The following is a 16,724-nucleotide window of genomic DNA, read 5'->3' on the forward strand; positions in this document are numbered from 1 at the left end:
CGGCTGGGCCGCGCATAAAAAGCCTCGCGGCACACCACCGCGAGGCTTTTTTCCTGGCCGCCAGCCACTGCTCACCAGCGGCCGCCGTGCTCAAACAGTAGTTACTCCAGATCCGCGCCAAGCTCACCGGACGCGACCCGCACATCGACTTCCGCCTGCAGGGCGGCCTCGATCAGATCCAGGTAGGTGTTCTTTTTCTCTGCGATCGCCTGGATCGCATCCACCAGTTCCAGAATCCCGCCCCGGCCCAGGGTGTAGGAATCCTGCGCCATCTGCCGCAAGCGCGGCGTCATCGCCAGGCCTTCCTTCTCGAACCGTTCCGTCAGTTGCTGGCGGCGGTTGAGCTGGTCGGTGGCGCGGCGCAATTCGCCTTCGGCCGCCAGGATCACTGCGCGGGCGCGCAACTGCTGGCCTTGGGCTTCGGCCACGGCGCGCGCGATCGGCCCCTGGTTGCGGTCGAACAGCGGGATCCCGATCGACACGCCAAAGGTGTTGCTGTTGCCATCTTGCCGGTTGTTGACCCGGCCCACCGACAGCGTCGGCACCGGATAGGCTTCGCGGCGTTCGGATTCCAGGATCTTTTCGGCAAAGGTCTGCTGCGCCAGGGCTGCCCGCACCGACGGCAGGCGGGTCTGGGCCTGCGGCCACATCGCGTCGAAGTTCATGGACGCCCAGCGCGGCACGATGGCGCCGGCCGCGCGCGGGCGCCAGGCCGGCTCGCCCACGTCGGCCGCCACGCGCGCCGAGGCCTCATAGGTCTGCCCCTGCGCCTGCGCCAGTTGCGCATCCAGCTGGGCGCGTTCGATGTCCAGGCGGGTCAGGTCGTACTGGCTGCGGGAACCGGCTTCCACCTGCCCGGACACGATCCGCGCCGCCGCTTCCAGATCCTGGCGCGCGTCGATCCACCGCTTTTCGCGCTCTTGCGCCACGAGCAGCGACATGAAGTCGCGCGCCGCGTCCTGCAACGCATTGGCGTACACCAGCCGCAGGTTGGCACGGGCGGCTTCGATGCCGCTTTGCGCCGCTTCGATCCGCTTGCCGCGCTGGCCGAAGATCGGCACATCCTGGAACAGCGTGGTTTCCTGCTCGCCCCGCTTGGTCGTGAAGCTGACGCCCGGATTGGTGTAGGTCTGGGCCGCCATCAGGTCCGCCTCGGCCATGGCGACCGTGCTGCGCTCGGCCGCCAGCGACGGGCTGAAGGTCTTGACCAGATCCAGCAACTGCTGAAGCGTGACTTCCGCCGTCAACGGCGCCGACCGGGCCGACGGGCCCACGTACCCCAGTGCCGTCGTGCCATACGACGGCTGCGACATGGTAGGCGGCGGCGCGTACTGCGGCGCCGGCACATTGGGCATGGAAGGCGACGGTGATCCGGTCACGCCGGGCGACAGGGCGCCAGGCATGGCAGGCGGCAGAGCGGACGGCGTCGCCCCCGATGCACCCGGCGTTGCCGCGCCGGGCACCACGGGCGCTGCGGAAGGCGGCAACCCGGGCGACATCGTCGGCGCGGCCGGCGAGGCCGAGTTGGGCGACGACGGCACCGACGACGAAGGCATGGATGACGACGGCATGGATGGCGACGTTGCCGCGCGAGGCGTGGACAAGGTCTGGGCGATCGCCGCGGGCAGCGACAGCGGCAGTGCCAACGCCATCATCAGCGCGGGCAGGGACTTATGCATGACGGGGTTCCTCATTCTCGTCGAGCTCGTCCTGCTGCTCGGCGGTCAACATACGTTTGGGTCCGAACCAGGCATACAGCACCGGCAGGACGAACAGCGAGATCAGCGGCAGCACGGCCATGCCGCCGACCACCACCGACGCGAACGGGCGCTGCGTTTCGCTTCCGACCCCGGTGGAAAGCGCCATAGGCAGCAGGCCCAGCAGACCCAGGCAGGTCACCATCAGGATCGACCGCATGCGTTCGGCCGTGCCTTCGATCAGCGCCGGAATCATCGCCACGCCGTCACGCCGCAGGTCTTCCACCGCGCTCAGCACCAGCAGGCCGGCCAGGGCCACCTGCCCCAGCAACGCGATGAACCCGATGGCCGCACTGATCGACAGGTCGATGCCGGTCAGGTGCAGCGCGATGACGCCCCCGATCATCGCGAACGGCGCGGTCAACAGGATCAGCACCGCACTGCGGGCACTGCCCAGCGCGCTGAACAGCAGCACGAACACCACCAGCAAGGACAGCGGGATCACGACCTTCAGACGCGCCGCGGCGCGCTGCTGGTTCTCCCATTGGCCGCCCCACTGCGCCAGGTAGCCTTCCGGCAGCTTGATGTCGCGATCGAAGGCTTCGAAGGTGTCTTTCACCACCGACCCGATGTCACGGCCTTCGACGTTGAACTTGAGCGCCATGTAGCGCGAGTTGCCTTCGCGGAAGATGGATGCATTGCCCACCTTGAAGCCGACCGTGGCAATGGCGCCCAAGGGCACGTAGTTGCCATCGGGTGTGGCCACCTGGATTTCGCGGATCCTTGCTTCGTCCATGCGATTCGGGAACGGCAGGCGCACGCGTACCGGCACGCTGCGCTCGCCTTCCCACACCGCGGTCACGACCTTGCCGGCCAGCGCGGTTTCGACTGCCGTATCGGCAACCGTCATGGCGATGCCATAGCGTGCCAGGGCCTCGCGGTTGAACTCGATGTGCAGTTGCGGCGCCGGGGCATCGCGATACAGGTCAAGGTCCACCACACCCGGAATCTTGGCCACCGACGCCTTGGTTTGCTGCAGGATGCCACGCATGGTGTCGATGTCCTGGCCGAACAGCTTGAGCACCACCTGGCCGCGCGCGCCCGAGGTCGATTCTTCGACGCTGTCGCGAATCGGCTGGGCGAAGTTGAACTGCACACCCGGCAGGTCGGACAGCGACTCGCGCATTTCGCCGACCAGGGTTTCCTTGTCCAGCCCCTTGCGCCACTGGTCGCGCGGCTTCAGGCGCACCAGCACCTTGGCGACGTTGATGGTTTCGTTGTCGGTGCCGTCTTCGGGGCGGCCCTGCTCGCTGGTCACGGCAATCACTTCCGGCGGCGCCTTCAGCCGCATGCGGATCGTGCGCAGCAGTTCCTGCCCCTTCTGCAGGGAGATCGACGGCGGCATCTGCACCAGCACGTAGGCGTCGCCCTCGTCCAGTTCAGGCAGGAATTCGGTGCCCAGATGGACGGCCGAATAGCCCGCGACCAGCAGCATGATGACGGCAATGCCCATCACTTTCTGCTTGGCGCTGCGGCTGCCCAGAATGCGCGACATCCACCCCGAAAAGCCGTGATGCATGCGCAGGAACACCTTGGGCTCGGGCGCCGCCACGTCTTTGGGACGCAGGAAGATCGCGCACAGGGCCGGCACCAGCGTCAGCGCAAAGACCAGCGCGCCGATCAGGGCGAAGGTGTAGGTCAGCGCCAGCGGACGGAAGATCCGGCCCTCAATGCTTTCGAGCGAGAACACCGGAATCAGTGCCGCGATCACGATGGCCATGGCGAACAGCGTGGGCCGCGCTACCGACACGGCGGCGTCGATGATGAGCGCATACATGTCGCGCTGGGTCGTCGGCTTGCGCAGGCGCGCCTTGTGGATGATGGCCTCGGTCAGCACCACCGCGCCGTCCACGATGATCCCGAAGTCGATCGCCCCCATCGAAATCAGGTTGGCCGGCAGCTTCATCAGGTAGAGCCCGATGAAGGCGACCAGCAGCGACAGCGGAATCACCACGGCCACGATCAACGATCCCCGCAGGCTGCGCAGGAACAGCCACAGCACGCCGATGATCAGCGTCGCGCCAAAAAACAGGTTGTGATAGACGGTGTTGAGCGTATGACCGACCAGGTTGGAACGGTCATAGCTGGGCTGGATCACCATGCCGGCGGGCAGCATGGACTTGTTGATCTGTTCCACCTTGAGGTGGACCTGGTCCAGCACCTTGGTCGGATTCTCGTCGCGCTTGAGCAGCACGATGCCCTGGACGATGTCGTCTTCTTCGTCCATGCCCACGGAACCCTGGCGGGGGTGTAGGACTGCACCACGCGGGCCACGTCGGCCACGCGCACGGGCGTGCCGTTGTGGTTGGCCAGCACGACGGCTTCGATGTCGCGCGGTGTCTTGAGCAGGCCGATGCCCCGGATGATCAGGGATTGTTCACCCCGGCGCAGCAGGCCGCCCCCCACGTTCTGGTTGGACTTGCTGATGGCGTCCACGACTTCGTCGAGCGTCAGGCCGTGCGCGATCGCCTTGGCCGGATCCACTTCCACGTGGAATTCCTTGACAAAGCCCCCACGCTCACCACGTCGGCCACGCCCTGGATCTGCTTGAGCACCCGCGCCACCGTCCATTCCTGTTCGGAGCGCAACTGCGCCAGCGTATGGCGATCGCTATTCAGGCGGTAGTAGTAGATCTTGCCCAGCGGGGTGTTGTCGGGCGACATTTCGGGCGTGACGCCATCCGGCAGGTTCGCGGACGGCAGGCGCTGTGTGACCTGTACCCGCGCATCGAAGCTGCGCGTGGTGTCGTTGAACACCATGGTGATCATCGACAGGCCGAAGTAACTTTCGGACCGCAATGAGATCAGCCCCGGCGTGCCGTTCAGCTCCCGTTCCAGCGGAAAGGTGACCTGGCGTTCGACTTCCTCGGGCGCCAGGCCCGGCGCCAGCGAGATGACGCCCACCTGGACGTTGGTTACGTCGGGGTAGGCTTCAATGGCGGTGTTCAGGTAGGCGAAGACGCCATAGGCGGCAAGCACCAGAGTGGCGGCCACCGCGGCAAGACGGCGGTGCACCACCAACGCAATGAGAGAACGCATGAAAAGATCCCGTTACAGCAATTGATTGGCCGAGCCGTCGAGCAGCAGACCGCCCTTCACGACCACTTTTTCACCGGGATTGAGTCCGCTCAGGACCGGGATGAACCCATTGGACGGCTGTCCAAGCACCACCGTGCGAGCCTCGAATGTCGTCTCGGCCACCTGGACGAAGACCACCGACCGCTGGCCGTCCTTGATCAGCACGGCATTGATCGGTACCGACAGCCCGGCAGGCGCCGTCGTGTTGATGCCCACGCGTGCAAGCATGCCCGCGCGCAGCGCGGGGTTGGGCTGGTCGAGCGACACGAACACCGTGCCACGGCGCGTCTGCGCATTCAGCGCCGAACCGACACGTTGCACCTTGCCCGTTACGGCCTGGTCCAGCGACGGCATTTCGATGCGCACGGTAGCGCCTTCCCGCACGCCGCGCAGGTCGTTTTCGAAGACATCGGCCGTGATCCACAGCGCGGTCGGATCTCCGACGGTGAACAGCGAGCCCGTATCCGACGTGACCGATGCGCCCGGGATGGCCGTGCGGGCAATGACGACACCCGCGCGCGGCGAGCGCAGCTGGATGACGTCGCTGCCGCCGTTGCCGAGATAGGCCGAGGCGCGCGAGGCGATGTCGACGGCGTGACGGGCTTCCTGCAACTTGGCCTGCGCCACGAACAGTTCCGACGCAATGCCGATGCCTTTGTCGGTCATAAGCTGCTGGCGTCGGGCCTCCGCCTCGGCAACGCGCAATTCGACCACGGCGGTCTGGTAGTCCCCGCGGATGCGCGAGGCTTCGGGGCTGGAAATCGACGCCAGAGGGGTGCCGACCTTGACCGTGTCACCCACCTTGGCCGACACGTCGACCAGACGGCCCGCCACGGGCGACGTCACTTCCGACACCATTTCGTCGCGAAAGACGACGCGCGCGGGCGCATACACGACCCGCGCGGCGCCTGCCTGCGACAGGTCCTGGATTTCCATGTATTTGAGCGATGCTGCCTTGACCCGCACCTGACCGGGCTGCAGAGGGGGCTGCGCGGGCTCGGCCTGGGCCGCCGGTGGGGGCGCCGGCTTCTCGGAACAGCCTGTCATCAACCCGGACAAGGCGGCCGCAAGAACGATCGCTGGAACGAAAATTGGCGCCGACATGAAAACCCTCTTGCGGATAACGATTATCGATTCGATGCGGGCATACGCCACGCGCTCGGACGCCACTCTGCATGGCAAACGCGATGTTATCCACGGGCAAGGGGAAAGACTATTACCGTTTGGTCATGTTGTTGCGTCGCGCTTGAAGGTCAGGGTTGCTACCAATCCCGGACCGGCATCGTCCAGCTTAAAGGTCGCGTGATGCAGGTGGGCAATGGCCATGACACTGGCCAATCCCAGGCCATAACCGGGCACGGCGGCATTGAGCCGGAAGAACCGTGTGCCGATCTTGGCGCGTTCGGCGGCGGCAATGCCGGGCCCGTTGTCCTGCACCACCACGCAGACCGAGTCGGGCGTCTGCAAGGTGCGCACCGATACCTCGGCCGGGCTGCCGGCGTACTTGATGGCGTTGTCGATCAGATTGGCGATCGCGCTGGCCAGAAGGTCCCGGTCGCCATCGGCGACGGCGCCGTCCGCCAGCTCGGTCGTAAAGCGTACATCCTTCTCTTCGGCGACCGGCTCATACAGTTCGACCACGTCGCCCACGATGTCGCTCAAGGACACCGGCTGGAAAATCTGCCGCCGCGCGCCGGACTCGGCCTCGGCAATCTGCAGCAGCTTGTCGAACACCACCGTCAATTCTTCGATTTCGCGGATGGCAAACGTGGCTGCATTCTGCACCTGGTCCACCGTGGCGCCCGGCCGGTTGGCCACGTCCAGCTTGGAACGGATCCGGGACAGCGGCGTGCGCAGGTTGTGCGCGATGGTATTGGACACATGCCGCACGCCTTCCATCAGGATCTCGATACGATCCAGCATCAGGTTGATGTCGTTCCCGAGCCGCGCGAATTCGTCTTCCTTGCCCGACAGCGGAATACGGCGCGTCAGGTCCCCTGCTTCGATCTGCGCCGCCGTGCGCCGGATGGCGCCCACCCGCGATTCCAGCTGCTCGCGAAACACGATCGCGCCGACGATCGCCAGCAGCACGGCCACCAGGCTTGCCCCCAGCAAGGCGTTGCTCACCAGTTGTTCCAGGTCCTTCTGGTCCTGCATGTCGCGCCCCACCACCAGCCGCCCGCCGTCGGGCAAGGGGACGGACAGCACCCGCCCGTAAGCCGCGCGCCCATCCCGCACGAACACCTTGTCCATCACGCCGCTGGTGGGCTTGAGCAGGTCGGGCGACGCTGCAATGTTGCCCGCGATCCGCCGGCCCCGCGCATCGGTCAGCAGGAAGGCTTCGGTATCGGTGTTCTGTCCGTCGGTCAGCGCATCGGCAATCTCGGCCAGGACCTTTTCGCGTCCATCCGCTTCGAAATGCGTGATCAGCCTTGTGGAGGCGGACCGCAATTGGCGATCGATCCGGTTCTGCAGCACCCCGATCGTCTGCACGTACAACACCGACAGGATCACCAGCATGAACAGCATGACCGACACGCCGTAGCCCAGCGCCAGGCGAAACGCGACCGACGCCCACAATTGCCGCAGCCATGTCAGCGGTCCGGGGGAGTCGCCCGCAACTTGGAAGGCGTGAGGTTCACCGGTCGGCCGAAATCGTGTAACCCACGCCGCGCACGGTATGGATCAGCGGCGTCGTGAAGCCGTTGTCGATCTTGTTGCGCAGCCGGCTGATCTGCACGTCGATCACGTTGGTTTGCGGATCGAAACGGTAATCCCACACGGCTTCAAGCAGCATGGTTCGCGTCACCACCTCGCCCTGATTCAACAGCAGGTAGACCAGCAGCCGGAATTCCCGCGGCTGCAGCGCGATGGGCTTGCCGTCGCGCTCCACCGTGCGCCGGGTCAGGTCCACCTTGAGGTCGGCGATCTTGAGTTCGCGGATGTCATCGCGCGACCGCGACCGGCGATACAGGGCTTCAAGCCGCGCGGCCAGTTCCGAAAAGGCAAATGGTTTGGTGAGGTAGTCGTCGCAGCCGCCCCGCAGGCCGCGCACGCGGTCGTCCAGCCCCGCCAGCGCGCTGAGGATGAGCACGGGCGTCGTATTGCCGATGCCGCGCAACGTGGTGAGGATCGACAGGCCATCGACGTCGTCGGGCAGCATCCGGTCCAGGACGATCACATCCCAGGTTTCGTGCAGGGCCTTCTGCAGGCCGTCGGCGCCATCCCGGCACGCAACGGCGGTATGGCCGCTTTCATGCAGGCCATTGCAGATATACCGCGAGGTATCGACTTCGTCTTCGATGACCAGACAACGCATGGGGCAAAGGACTCCTTGAAGGCAACGTGGGACTCCATAGTCTACCCTCCCGCCGTTCGCGGGCACCTGAACGCGGCCGGACAAAAAAATCCCCCACCGCGAACGGTGGAGGATGTTGGGTCCGCGCTCACGCGTCCGAAGACGCGTGGTCTGGATTCCTTACGCAGCCCTGCGGCGCGAGTCGAAGCGGCGGGGTGCGGCAGCACCGTCCGTGCGGAACTCGCGGCGCTCGCCTTCCGGACGCGGCGAACGCGGACGGTCGGTCTGGCCAGCGGATACCGGACGATCGGCCCAGGTGCGGGCAGGACGGTCCGAGAACGAACGCTCGCCTTGCGGACGGGGCGGTTCGTTGCGGAAACCGGCGCCAGCCGATGCACCACGGTCACGCGAGAAACCTGGCTTCCAGCCCGGCTTGCCGCCAGGACCGCTGCGACGCGGGCCCGAAGGACGGTCGCTGCCCGGACGCGGGGCGCGTTGCGGCTCGAGACCGGCAATCGTGCTCACAGGCACCGATTGCTCGGTGTAGCGTTCGATCGTGCGGACCTTGTGGCGCTCAGCGTGGGTGGCCAGGGTAAAGGCGACGCCATCGCGGCCCGCGCGGCCGGTGCGGCCAATGCGGTGAACGTAATCTTCAGCCTGCATCGGCAGGTCGAAGTTGATGACGTGGCTGATGCCTTGCACGTCGATACCACGGGCAGCGACGTCAGTCGCCACCAGCACCTGCACCTGACCGCGCTGCATCATGCCAAGCGTACGGGTACGCTGACGCTGATTCATGTCGCCGTGAAGCGCGGCAGCCGAGAAACCCTGGTCGGCCAGATCGTTCGCCAGATCATCGGCGGCACGTTTGGTCGACGTGAACACGATGGCCTGTTGCAGGCTGGTGTCGCGCAGCAGGTGATCCAGCAGACGCGTCTTGTGGCCCATGTCATCCGCATACAGCAGCGTTTGCGTGATGTTGGCGTGCTTTTCCTTCTGACCGGCGACTTCGATACGCTGCGGGTCACGCATCATGCGCGAGGCCAGCTTGGCGATCGTGCCGTCCAGCGTTGCCGAGAACAGCAGCGTCTGGCGGGTAGCCGGGGTCTTGGCCACGATGGCTTCGATGTCGTCGATGAAGCCCATGTCCAGCATGCGGTCGGCTTCGTCCAGCACCAGCGTTTCCACTTCGGCCAGGTTCACACGGCCCGATTGCACGTGGTCGAGCAGACGGCCAGGCGTGGCCACCAGCACGTCGACACGACGCGACAGGGCCTTCAACTGCGCGCCATAGGGCATGCCGCCAACGACGGTCGTCGTCTTGAGCCAGCCCAGGGCCTTGCCGAACACGCGGGTGGCGTCCGACACTTGCTGTGCCAGTTCGCGGGTAGGCGTCAACACCAGGATACGGACACCGGCGGCGCGCAGCGGCGAGCCAGCCAGTTGGCGATGCAGGGCTGGCAGCATGAAGGCCGCGGTCTTGCCGCTACCCGTTTGCGACGACACCATCAGATCGTGACCGGCCAGTGCCAGGGGAATTGCCTGGGCCTGCACGGTCGTGGGCTCGGTAAAGCCTGCCTCGGTGCACGCGGTGACCAGAGCAGGAGCCAAACCCAATGATTCAAAAGACATTCAATTTCCTTTCGTTGCGATAAACGCTGCGCAACTCGACACACAAGCCGGTCCGGATGTGCCGTGCAAAACGCACACACATATGCGCTTCAGCCGTTGTGCTGAAGCGTTCGAACGAGCAAGCCTGGAAAGCTGGCGCTACGCTGCCGAAGGCGGATATCAGTGACCGCTTCGGACGGATCATCGGCGCCGACCGATATCACCGTGCGCGCTAAGCGAAGGGAAAGACGGGGTCAGAGACGATGCAGTTTTCGGGTGGCGGGTGTCGCCCCCGATCGGCTGCATGGAGGTCACGTCGGTGCCCGTATTGGTGAACAGGGCGGTGACGCAATTGATGCAGTGCAACGATAGTAACCTATTTTCGGGCGAAAGTCCCGGCATCTGTTGCTCTGGTCGCACAGAATGAGATCGCCAGTACGGAAAAAGGGGTGACCGACCAATGTCGGGCACCCCTTTTCATCACTGTGTCACACCGTGATCAGTCGGTCAGTTCGACCGCCGGTTGCGGCTTGGCCTTGGGCGATTCCTCGCCAAATGTCAGTTGCACCGTTTCCTTGTCGTCCACGTCCACGGTCACCTTGCCGCCATTGACGAGTCGGCCGAACAGCAGCTCGTCGGCCAGCGCGCGGCGGATCGCGTCCTGGATCAGGCGCTGCATGGGCCGCGCGCCCATCAGGGGATCGAAGCCCTTCTTGCCAAGGTGCGCACGCAGGGCATCGGTAAAGACGACCTCGACACGCTTCTCGTGCAATTGCTCTTCGAGCTCCATCAGGAACTTGTCGACCACGCGCAGGATGATGTCCTGGTTCAGCGCCGTGAACGAGATCGTGGCGTCCAGACGGTTGCGGAATTCCGGCGTGAACATACGCTTGATGTCCGCCATTTCGTCGCCGAGCTGACGCGAATTCGTAAAGCCGATCACGTTCTTCTGCAGCGCTTCGGCGCCCGCGTTCGTCGTCATGATGATGATCACGTTGCGGAAGTCCGCCTTGCGGCCGTTGTTGTCGGTCAGCGTCCCGTGGTCCATCACCTGCAGCAAGATGTTGAACACCTCGGGGTGCGCCTTCTCGATTTCGTCCAGCAGCAGCACGCAGTGCGGCTTCTTGGCGACGGCCTCGGTCAGCAGACCGCCCTGGTCGAACCCGACATACCCCGGCGGCGCACCGATCAGACGCGACACCGCATGACGTTCCATGTATTCCGACATGTCGAAACGCAGGAGTTCGATACCCAGGATAAACGCCAGTTGACGCGCGACCTCGGTTTTGCCAACCCCAGTCGGCCCCGAGAACAGGAAGGAACCAATCGGCTTTTCCGGCTTGCCCAGGCCCGAACGCGCCATCTTGATCGATGCCGACAGCGCATCGATGGCCGCATCCTGGCCGAACACCACGGCCTTCAGGTCGCGTTCGAGGGTCGCCAGCTTGCTGCGATCGTCGCTCGACACCGATTGCGGCGGAATCCGGGCGATCTTGGACACGATGTCCTCGATCTCGGTCTTGCCGATCACCTTCTTCTGACGCGACTTGGGCAGGATGCGCTGCGCAGCGCCCGCTTCGTCGATCACGTCGATGGCCTTGTCAGGCAGATGACGGTCGTTGATGAACTTGGACGACAGTTCCGCCGCAGCCGACAGCGCGGCCGCCGAGTACTTGACGCCGTGATGGTCTTCGAACTTCTGCTTCAGGCCGCGCAGGATCTGCACGGTCTGCTCGACCGACGGCTCGTTCACGTCCACCTTCTGGAAACGACGCGACAGCGCGTGGTCTTTTTCGAAGATGCCGCGGTATTCGGTATACGTGGTCGCGCCCAGGCACTTGAGCTGGCCCGATGACAGGGCCGGCTTGAGCAGGTTGGAGGCGTCCAGCGTGCCGCCCGAGGCTGCGCCCGCACCGATGAGCGTATGGATCTCATCGATGAACAGGATGGACCGGGGGCTTTCCTTGAGCTGCTTCAGCACCGCCTTCAGGCGTTGTTCGAAGTCGCCGCGATACTTGGTGCCCGCGAGCAAGGCGCCCATGTCGAGCGAGTACACGCATGCGTCGGCCAGCACTTCGGGCACGGTGCCTTCGGTAATGCGCCATGCCAGGCCTTCGGCGATCGCGGTCTTGCCGACCCCGGCTTCGCCCACCAGCAGCGGGTTGTTCTTGCGCCGGCGGCACAGCACCTGGATCACACGTTCAAGCTCGTTATCGCGCCCGATGAGCGGATCGATCTTGCCGGCCTTGGCGGCCACGTTCAGATTCTGGGTGTACTGGTCAAGCGGCGACTGTTTTGCTTCGGCTTCCGCTTCAGCTTCCGGCTCCTTGGGCGTATTGGCCGCTTCGAGCTGGGGCTGCTTGGTAATGCCGTGGGACATGAAATTGACCACGTCCAGGCGCGTGATTCCCTGCTGATGCAGGTAATACACAGCGTGCGAGTCCTTTTCGCCAAAGATCGCGACCAGCACGTTCGAGCCGGATACTTCCTTCTTGCCATTGCCCGTGCTCTGGACATGCATGATGGCGCGCTGGATCACGCGCTGGAAGCCAAGCGTCGGCTGGGTGTCGGCGTCTTCGGTGCCCGGAATGACGGGCGTGTTGTCGTTGACGAAATTGCGCAGATTGCGCCTGAGGTCATCGACGTTGGCGGCGCAGGCCCGCAACACTTCCGCTGCCGACGGATTGTCGAGCAGGGAAAGCAACAGATGCTCCACCGTGATGAACTCGTGCCGAGCCTGACGGGCCTCGACAAATGCCATGTGAAGACTAACTTCCAATTCTTGAGAAATCACGCTTCCTCCATGATGCACTGAAGCGGATGCTGGTTCTGCCGCGCAAACCTGCTCACCTGATCGATTTTGGTCTTGGCGATATCGCGCGCGTAGACTCCGCACACGCCCCGGCCCTCGAGGTGTACCTTGAGCATGATTTGCGTGGCTTGCTCGCGCCCTTTGCTAAAAAACTTCTCCAGTACCAGCACAACGAACTCCATCGGCGTGAAATCGTCGTTCAACAGTACCACCGTAAACATTGGAGGTGGTTTTGTCTTGGAAGTTTCCCGCTCGAGCAGCGTTGTCTGATTCGGATGAGAATCGAACCCGGTGCTCATGCGCCTATTCTATCCACTCGAAAGTACCCTGCCAGTCACCCTGCCGCCCCATTCCGGGCTAGTGCAAACGGTTCGAGGCCGCGGTGCCAGCTTGAAAGTCATGTGGTGTTGATCAATGCCATATCAACCCCTCACGCTATTAATAACGGATTACCGCCCCCGCCATCCAGCGTTCTTACATCCTGCCGGACCCTGGGTGCAGCATCTGTCCCGGCACGCAAACGACGCCAGAAGGCCGCACGTTTCGGCAGGGAGTTTCATTCATATTACTCCCGTCGCACGCATGTGGCGGTGTCGCGTGATGCCACGCAGCATTTTTTGGCCCCGCCTGCAACAAGGTTATTACGGTGCCGCGCCGGCATGGACGGCACCACTCATCGCGTCATGGGGTGAAGGCAGACAGGTGGCCGTCAGGCTTCCAGGCGATACGCCATGCTACGCTGCGCTTGCCACGCGTCCGGGCCCGATACCGTCGGTAAGCCGCCCCATCCGCCCTACGTAGCCAAATCGTATCCTACCCTTTAGTCATGCCGATCATGCCATCGACCGCTACTTGCCCTCCCCCGCCTTTTCCGTTGCGTTTCGCCGGTTCGCCACCCGCCTGGGCGCCGCGGCGAGCCTGGCCGTTGCCGGCGTGCTGCTGCCGGCGCTGACCTGGGCGCAGGCCATGCCGGTCCAGCAGCTGCGCGCGGGCATGCACCTGATCCAGGCGGAAGTGGCCGCCGCCCCGGCTACCCGTGAACGCGGCCTGATGTTCCGTGAACAGCTGGCGCCCAACGCCGGCATGCTGTTCATCTTCGATGCGCCCGCCACGCAGTGCATGTGGATGCGCAATACGCTGATTCCGCTGTCGGTCGCCTTCATTGCCGCGGACGGGACGGTGGCCAACATCGAAGACATGGCGCCCAAGACCGAAGACAGCCACTGTGCGGTCAAGCCGGTGCTCTACGCGCTGGAGATGGACAAGGGCTGGTTTGCGCGCCGCGGCATCAAAGCCGGCAGCAAGATCGAGGGCATCCCCGGCGTGCGCTAAGGTGGGCCACGCGCGCCGGCCTTCCAGCGGGCGCAAAAGTCTTTTCCGCTTTACCGGTTTCCCCGCTCTGCCCGCGCGTCTACAGTAGGCCACGCCACAGACGACGGAGACCGACTTGCGCAACCTGAACGAAGACACCATTACCCAGGCGGTGCTGGCGCGCCACGTGGACGCCCCCAGCCCCCGCCTGAAAGAGATCATGACCAGCCTCGTGCAGCACCTGCACAGCTTTGCGCGCGAGGTGAAGCTGACCGAGGCGGAATGGGTGCAAGGCATCGAATTCCTGACGCAGGTCGGGCACATTACGGACGACAAACGCCAGGAATTCATCCTGCTGTCCGACACGCTGGGCCTGTCGACGCTGGTGACGGCGATGAACCATCGTAAGCCGCCATCGTGCACCGAAGCCACGGTATTCGGGCCATTCTTCGTCGAAGGGTCGCCCGATTACGACAATGGCGACGACATCGCCAACGGCGCGCACGGTGAACCCTGTTTCGTGCGCGGCACGGTCAAGGGCACCAAAGGCGAGCCCATTCCGCATGCCAAGCTGGAAGTGTGGCAGGCCGATGCCGACGGCAATTACGACGTCCAGTACAAAGGCGATCATGGTCACCGTGCGCGCGGTACGCTGTACACCCAGGACGACGGCGGCTTTCATTTCACGTCCATCCTGGCCGAGGCCTATCCCATTCCGCACGACGGCCCGGTCGGCCGGATGTTGAGCGCGCTCAACCGCCACCCCTGGCGTCCGGCCCATCTGCACTTCATGATTCAGGCGGACGGCTATGAAACGCTGGTCACGCATGTGTTTCGCGATGGCGACCAGTATCTCGATTCGGATGCCGTGTTCGGGGTACGGTCGTCGCTGATCGCGCAGTGGGTGCGCCACGAGCCTGGCGAGACGCCCGCCGGCACCGACAGCGCAACGCCGTTCTATACCTTGGACTTCGATTTCATACTGAATCCGAAAAACTAGCTTTTCCCTGCCCCACCTCACAACAAGGAGACACGATGTACGACGAGGAAAAACTCGCGATACGCGAATTGATCGAAAACTGGGCGCTGTGGCGTGATGCCGGCGACTGGGAACGTTTTGCGACCGTCTGGCACGACGACGGGCGCATGAACGCCACGTGGTGCCAGGCGTCGGCTACCGAATTCATCCGGCAGAGCCGCGAAGGCATGGACCGCGGCGTCAACATCCTGCACTTTCTGGGAGGATCGACCATCGACCGCGCCGGCGACCGCGCCGTGGTGCAGACCAAGATGACGATTTCGCAGCGGGCCAAGGTGCATGACGTGCTGGTCGACGTGGTGTGCACGGGCCGCTTCTACGATTTCGTGGAAAAACGCGCCGCCAAGTGGGGCGTGGTCGAGCGCCAGCCCATCTATGAAAAGGATCGCATGGACGCGGTGGACCCGTCCGCTACGCTCAAGCTGGATCCGGACCTGCTGTCCCGATTTGCCGAGGGGTATCGTCATCTGGCCTACCTGCAGGTCGGCATCGGCATGGATGTGAAGACGACCATGCCGGGCCTGAAGGGGCCGGAAGTCGAAGCGCTTTATCAGCGCGGCAAGGCCTGGCTGGCAGGGTCGGCGCGGCCGTGAATGCGCAGGACTCCGTATCCGCAGGACCCGGGCAAGGTGGGGCAGACTCCTTGAAACGGTGAACAGGTGGCGGCGCCAAGCCGCCCCTTTTTGCCGAAATAGTCAGGCTGTCTTACTGGTTACCCCGATGGGACATTCCCTTAGGGCCGCCCCCGGAGCAAAACCGTTTTCCCCTTGTGCACTTCCCAAACAAGCCCCGCGCAGACCGGGGCGACGGAGACCATCATGCACCCCACTTCCCGGCGCCCCGGCGGCGCGTTGCGTTACGCGCTTGCACTGGCGCTTCCCGCTTTTGTTTCCCTTGCCCCCGCGGCGCATGCCCAGGAATGGCCGACGCGGCCGATCCGCATGCTGGTCGGCTTCGGGCCAGGCGGCGGCACCGACATCATCGCCCGGATGGTGGCGCAGCCGTTGGCCGAGCAACTCGGGCAGGCCGTCGTCATCGAAAACAAGCCCGGGGCGGGCGGCACGCTGGCGGCCAATACCGTGGCGCGGGCGGCGCCCGACGGGCATACCGTATTCGTGATGAACAACGGTCATGCGGTGTCGGCCGCCATGTACAAGCAGCTGCCCTTCGACGCGGTCAAGGATTTCGCGCCGGTGTCGACGCTGTGCGCGCAACCGCTGGTGGTGGCCGTTGGCAAGAAGAACACGGCCAAGGATCTGCCCGCATTCCTGTCGATGGCCAAGACATCGCCAGGCAAGCTGAACTATGCCAGCGTGGGTGTCGGCAGCACGCAGCATTTCGCGGCCGAATTGTTGCGGCAGATCAGTGGCGCCGACATCCAGCACATCCCATACAAGGGCACGCCCAACGCCGTGGCGGCGGTGCTGGGGGGCGAGGTGGACATGCTGGTGGAAGTGGCATCGCCGCTCTTGGGGCACATTCGCAGTGGCGAGCTGAAGGCTCTGGCCGTCACGTCGCCATCGCGTTTTGGCGGCCTGCCGACCACTCCGACAGCGGTCGAGTCGGGCGTGCAGGGCTTTGACGTGACGACCTGGTATGCCCTGGCCTTCCCGGCTGGCACGCCACAACCGATCGTGGACAAGATGAACCGCGCGCTGACCACCGTGCTGTCGTCGGACGCCGTGAAGCAGCAGATGCTGTCATCGGCGTGCCTGGCGCAGGCGTCGACACCGCAGGCGCTGAATCAGCACCTGGTTGCGGAAATCAACCGGTGGGACGACGTGCGGAGCAAGGCCGGGATCGCGAAGGAATAGCGCAG

12 protein-coding genes and 1 pseudogene are annotated in these 16,724 nt (G+C 64.4%); 4 read left to right on the forward strand and 9 right to left on the reverse strand.

Translation table 11 applies throughout. From position 1 onward, the window contains the following. Window positions 1–101: 101 nt before the first annotated feature. From ACNANG_RS04245 to clpS, 9 genes and pseudogenes are all read right to left on the reverse strand, one after another. Entirely contained in the window at window positions 102–1,679 is a 1,578-nt protein-coding gene (locus tag ACNANG_RS04245) for a TolC family protein (RefSeq protein WP_420226127.1), read from the reverse strand. Beyond that, window positions 1,672–3,984, reverse strand: coding sequence for an efflux RND transporter permease subunit (locus tag ACNANG_RS04250; RefSeq protein ID WP_420226128.1), 2,313 nt, complete (start codon window positions 3,982–3,984; stop codon window positions 1,672–1,674). Before ACNANG_RS04250 ends, ACNANG_RS04245 begins: the two co-directional genes overlap by 8 nt. A gap of 83 nt (window positions 3,985–4,067) precedes the next feature. Then, a pseudogene (locus ACNANG_RS04255) lies at window positions 4,068–4,795 on the reverse strand (efflux RND transporter permease subunit); the annotation flags it as partial. A gap of 12 nt (window positions 4,796–4,807) precedes the next feature. Further along, on the reverse strand, window positions 4,808–5,938 hold the full coding sequence (locus ACNANG_RS04260) for an efflux RND transporter periplasmic adaptor subunit (RefSeq protein ID WP_420226129.1): 1,131 nt from the start codon (window positions 5,936–5,938) through the stop codon (window positions 4,808–4,810). A gap of 123 nt (window positions 5,939–6,061) precedes the next feature. Beyond that, a complete protein-coding gene (locus ACNANG_RS04265) occupies window positions 6,062–7,414 on the reverse strand; it encodes an ATP-binding protein (protein ID WP_420226130.1) in 1,353 nt (450 codons plus the stop codon). A gap of 58 nt (window positions 7,415–7,472) precedes the next feature. Next, a complete protein-coding gene (locus ACNANG_RS04270) occupies window positions 7,473–8,153 on the reverse strand; it encodes a response regulator transcription factor (protein ID WP_420226131.1) in 681 nt (226 codons plus the stop codon). A gap of 159 nt (window positions 8,154–8,312) precedes the next feature. Beyond that, the gene (locus tag ACNANG_RS04275; protein WP_420226132.1) at window positions 8,313–9,764 is read right to left on the reverse strand and encodes a DEAD/DEAH box helicase; all 1,452 of its coding nucleotides are present in this window, start codon (window positions 9,762–9,764) and stop codon (window positions 8,313–8,315) included. Window positions 9,765–10,242: 478 nt separating this feature from the next. Next, window positions 10,243–12,537, reverse strand: a complete 2,295-nt coding sequence (clpA, locus tag ACNANG_RS04280) for an ATP-dependent Clp protease ATP-binding subunit ClpA (RefSeq protein WP_420226133.1) — start codon at window positions 12,535–12,537, stop codon at window positions 10,243–10,245. Beyond that, on the reverse strand, window positions 12,534–12,854 hold the full coding sequence (gene clpS / locus ACNANG_RS04285) for an ATP-dependent Clp protease adapter ClpS (protein WP_179590230.1): 321 nt from the start codon (window positions 12,852–12,854) through the stop codon (window positions 12,534–12,536). The genes clpA and clpS overlap by 4 nt, the downstream gene beginning before the upstream one ends. A 553-nt stretch (window positions 12,855–13,407) precedes the next feature. Between clpS and ACNANG_RS04290 the strand changes: the two genes are divergently transcribed. From ACNANG_RS04290 to ACNANG_RS04305, 4 genes are all read left to right on the forward strand, one after another. Beyond that, window positions 13,408–13,887 carry a DUF192 domain-containing protein gene (locus ACNANG_RS04290; RefSeq protein WP_420226134.1) on the forward strand — a complete coding sequence of 160 codons (480 nt, stop codon included), beginning with the start codon at window positions 13,408–13,410 and terminating at the stop codon, window positions 13,885–13,887. Window positions 13,888–14,002: 115 nt separating this feature from the next. Continuing rightward, a complete protein-coding gene (locus ACNANG_RS04295; RefSeq protein ID WP_420226135.1) occupies window positions 14,003–14,866 on the forward strand; it encodes an intradiol ring-cleavage dioxygenase in 864 nt (287 codons plus the stop codon). Window positions 14,867–14,901: 35 nt separating this feature from the next. Next, window positions 14,902–15,498, forward strand: coding sequence for a nuclear transport factor 2 family protein (locus ACNANG_RS04300; RefSeq protein WP_420226136.1), 597 nt, complete (start codon window positions 14,902–14,904; stop codon window positions 15,496–15,498). A 225-nt stretch (window positions 15,499–15,723) separates the two neighbouring features. Next, the gene (locus ACNANG_RS04305) at window positions 15,724–16,719 is read left to right on the forward strand and encodes a Bug family tripartite tricarboxylate transporter substrate binding protein (protein WP_420226137.1); all 996 of its coding nucleotides are present in this window, start codon (window positions 15,724–15,726) and stop codon (window positions 16,717–16,719) included. The last annotated feature ends 5 nt before the right edge of the window (window positions 16,720–16,724 follow it).

The organism is Pigmentiphaga litoralis (assembly GCF_048632615.1).
GTDB lineage: Bacteria > Pseudomonadota > Gammaproteobacteria > Burkholderiales > Burkholderiaceae_B > Pigmentiphaga > Pigmentiphaga litoralis_B.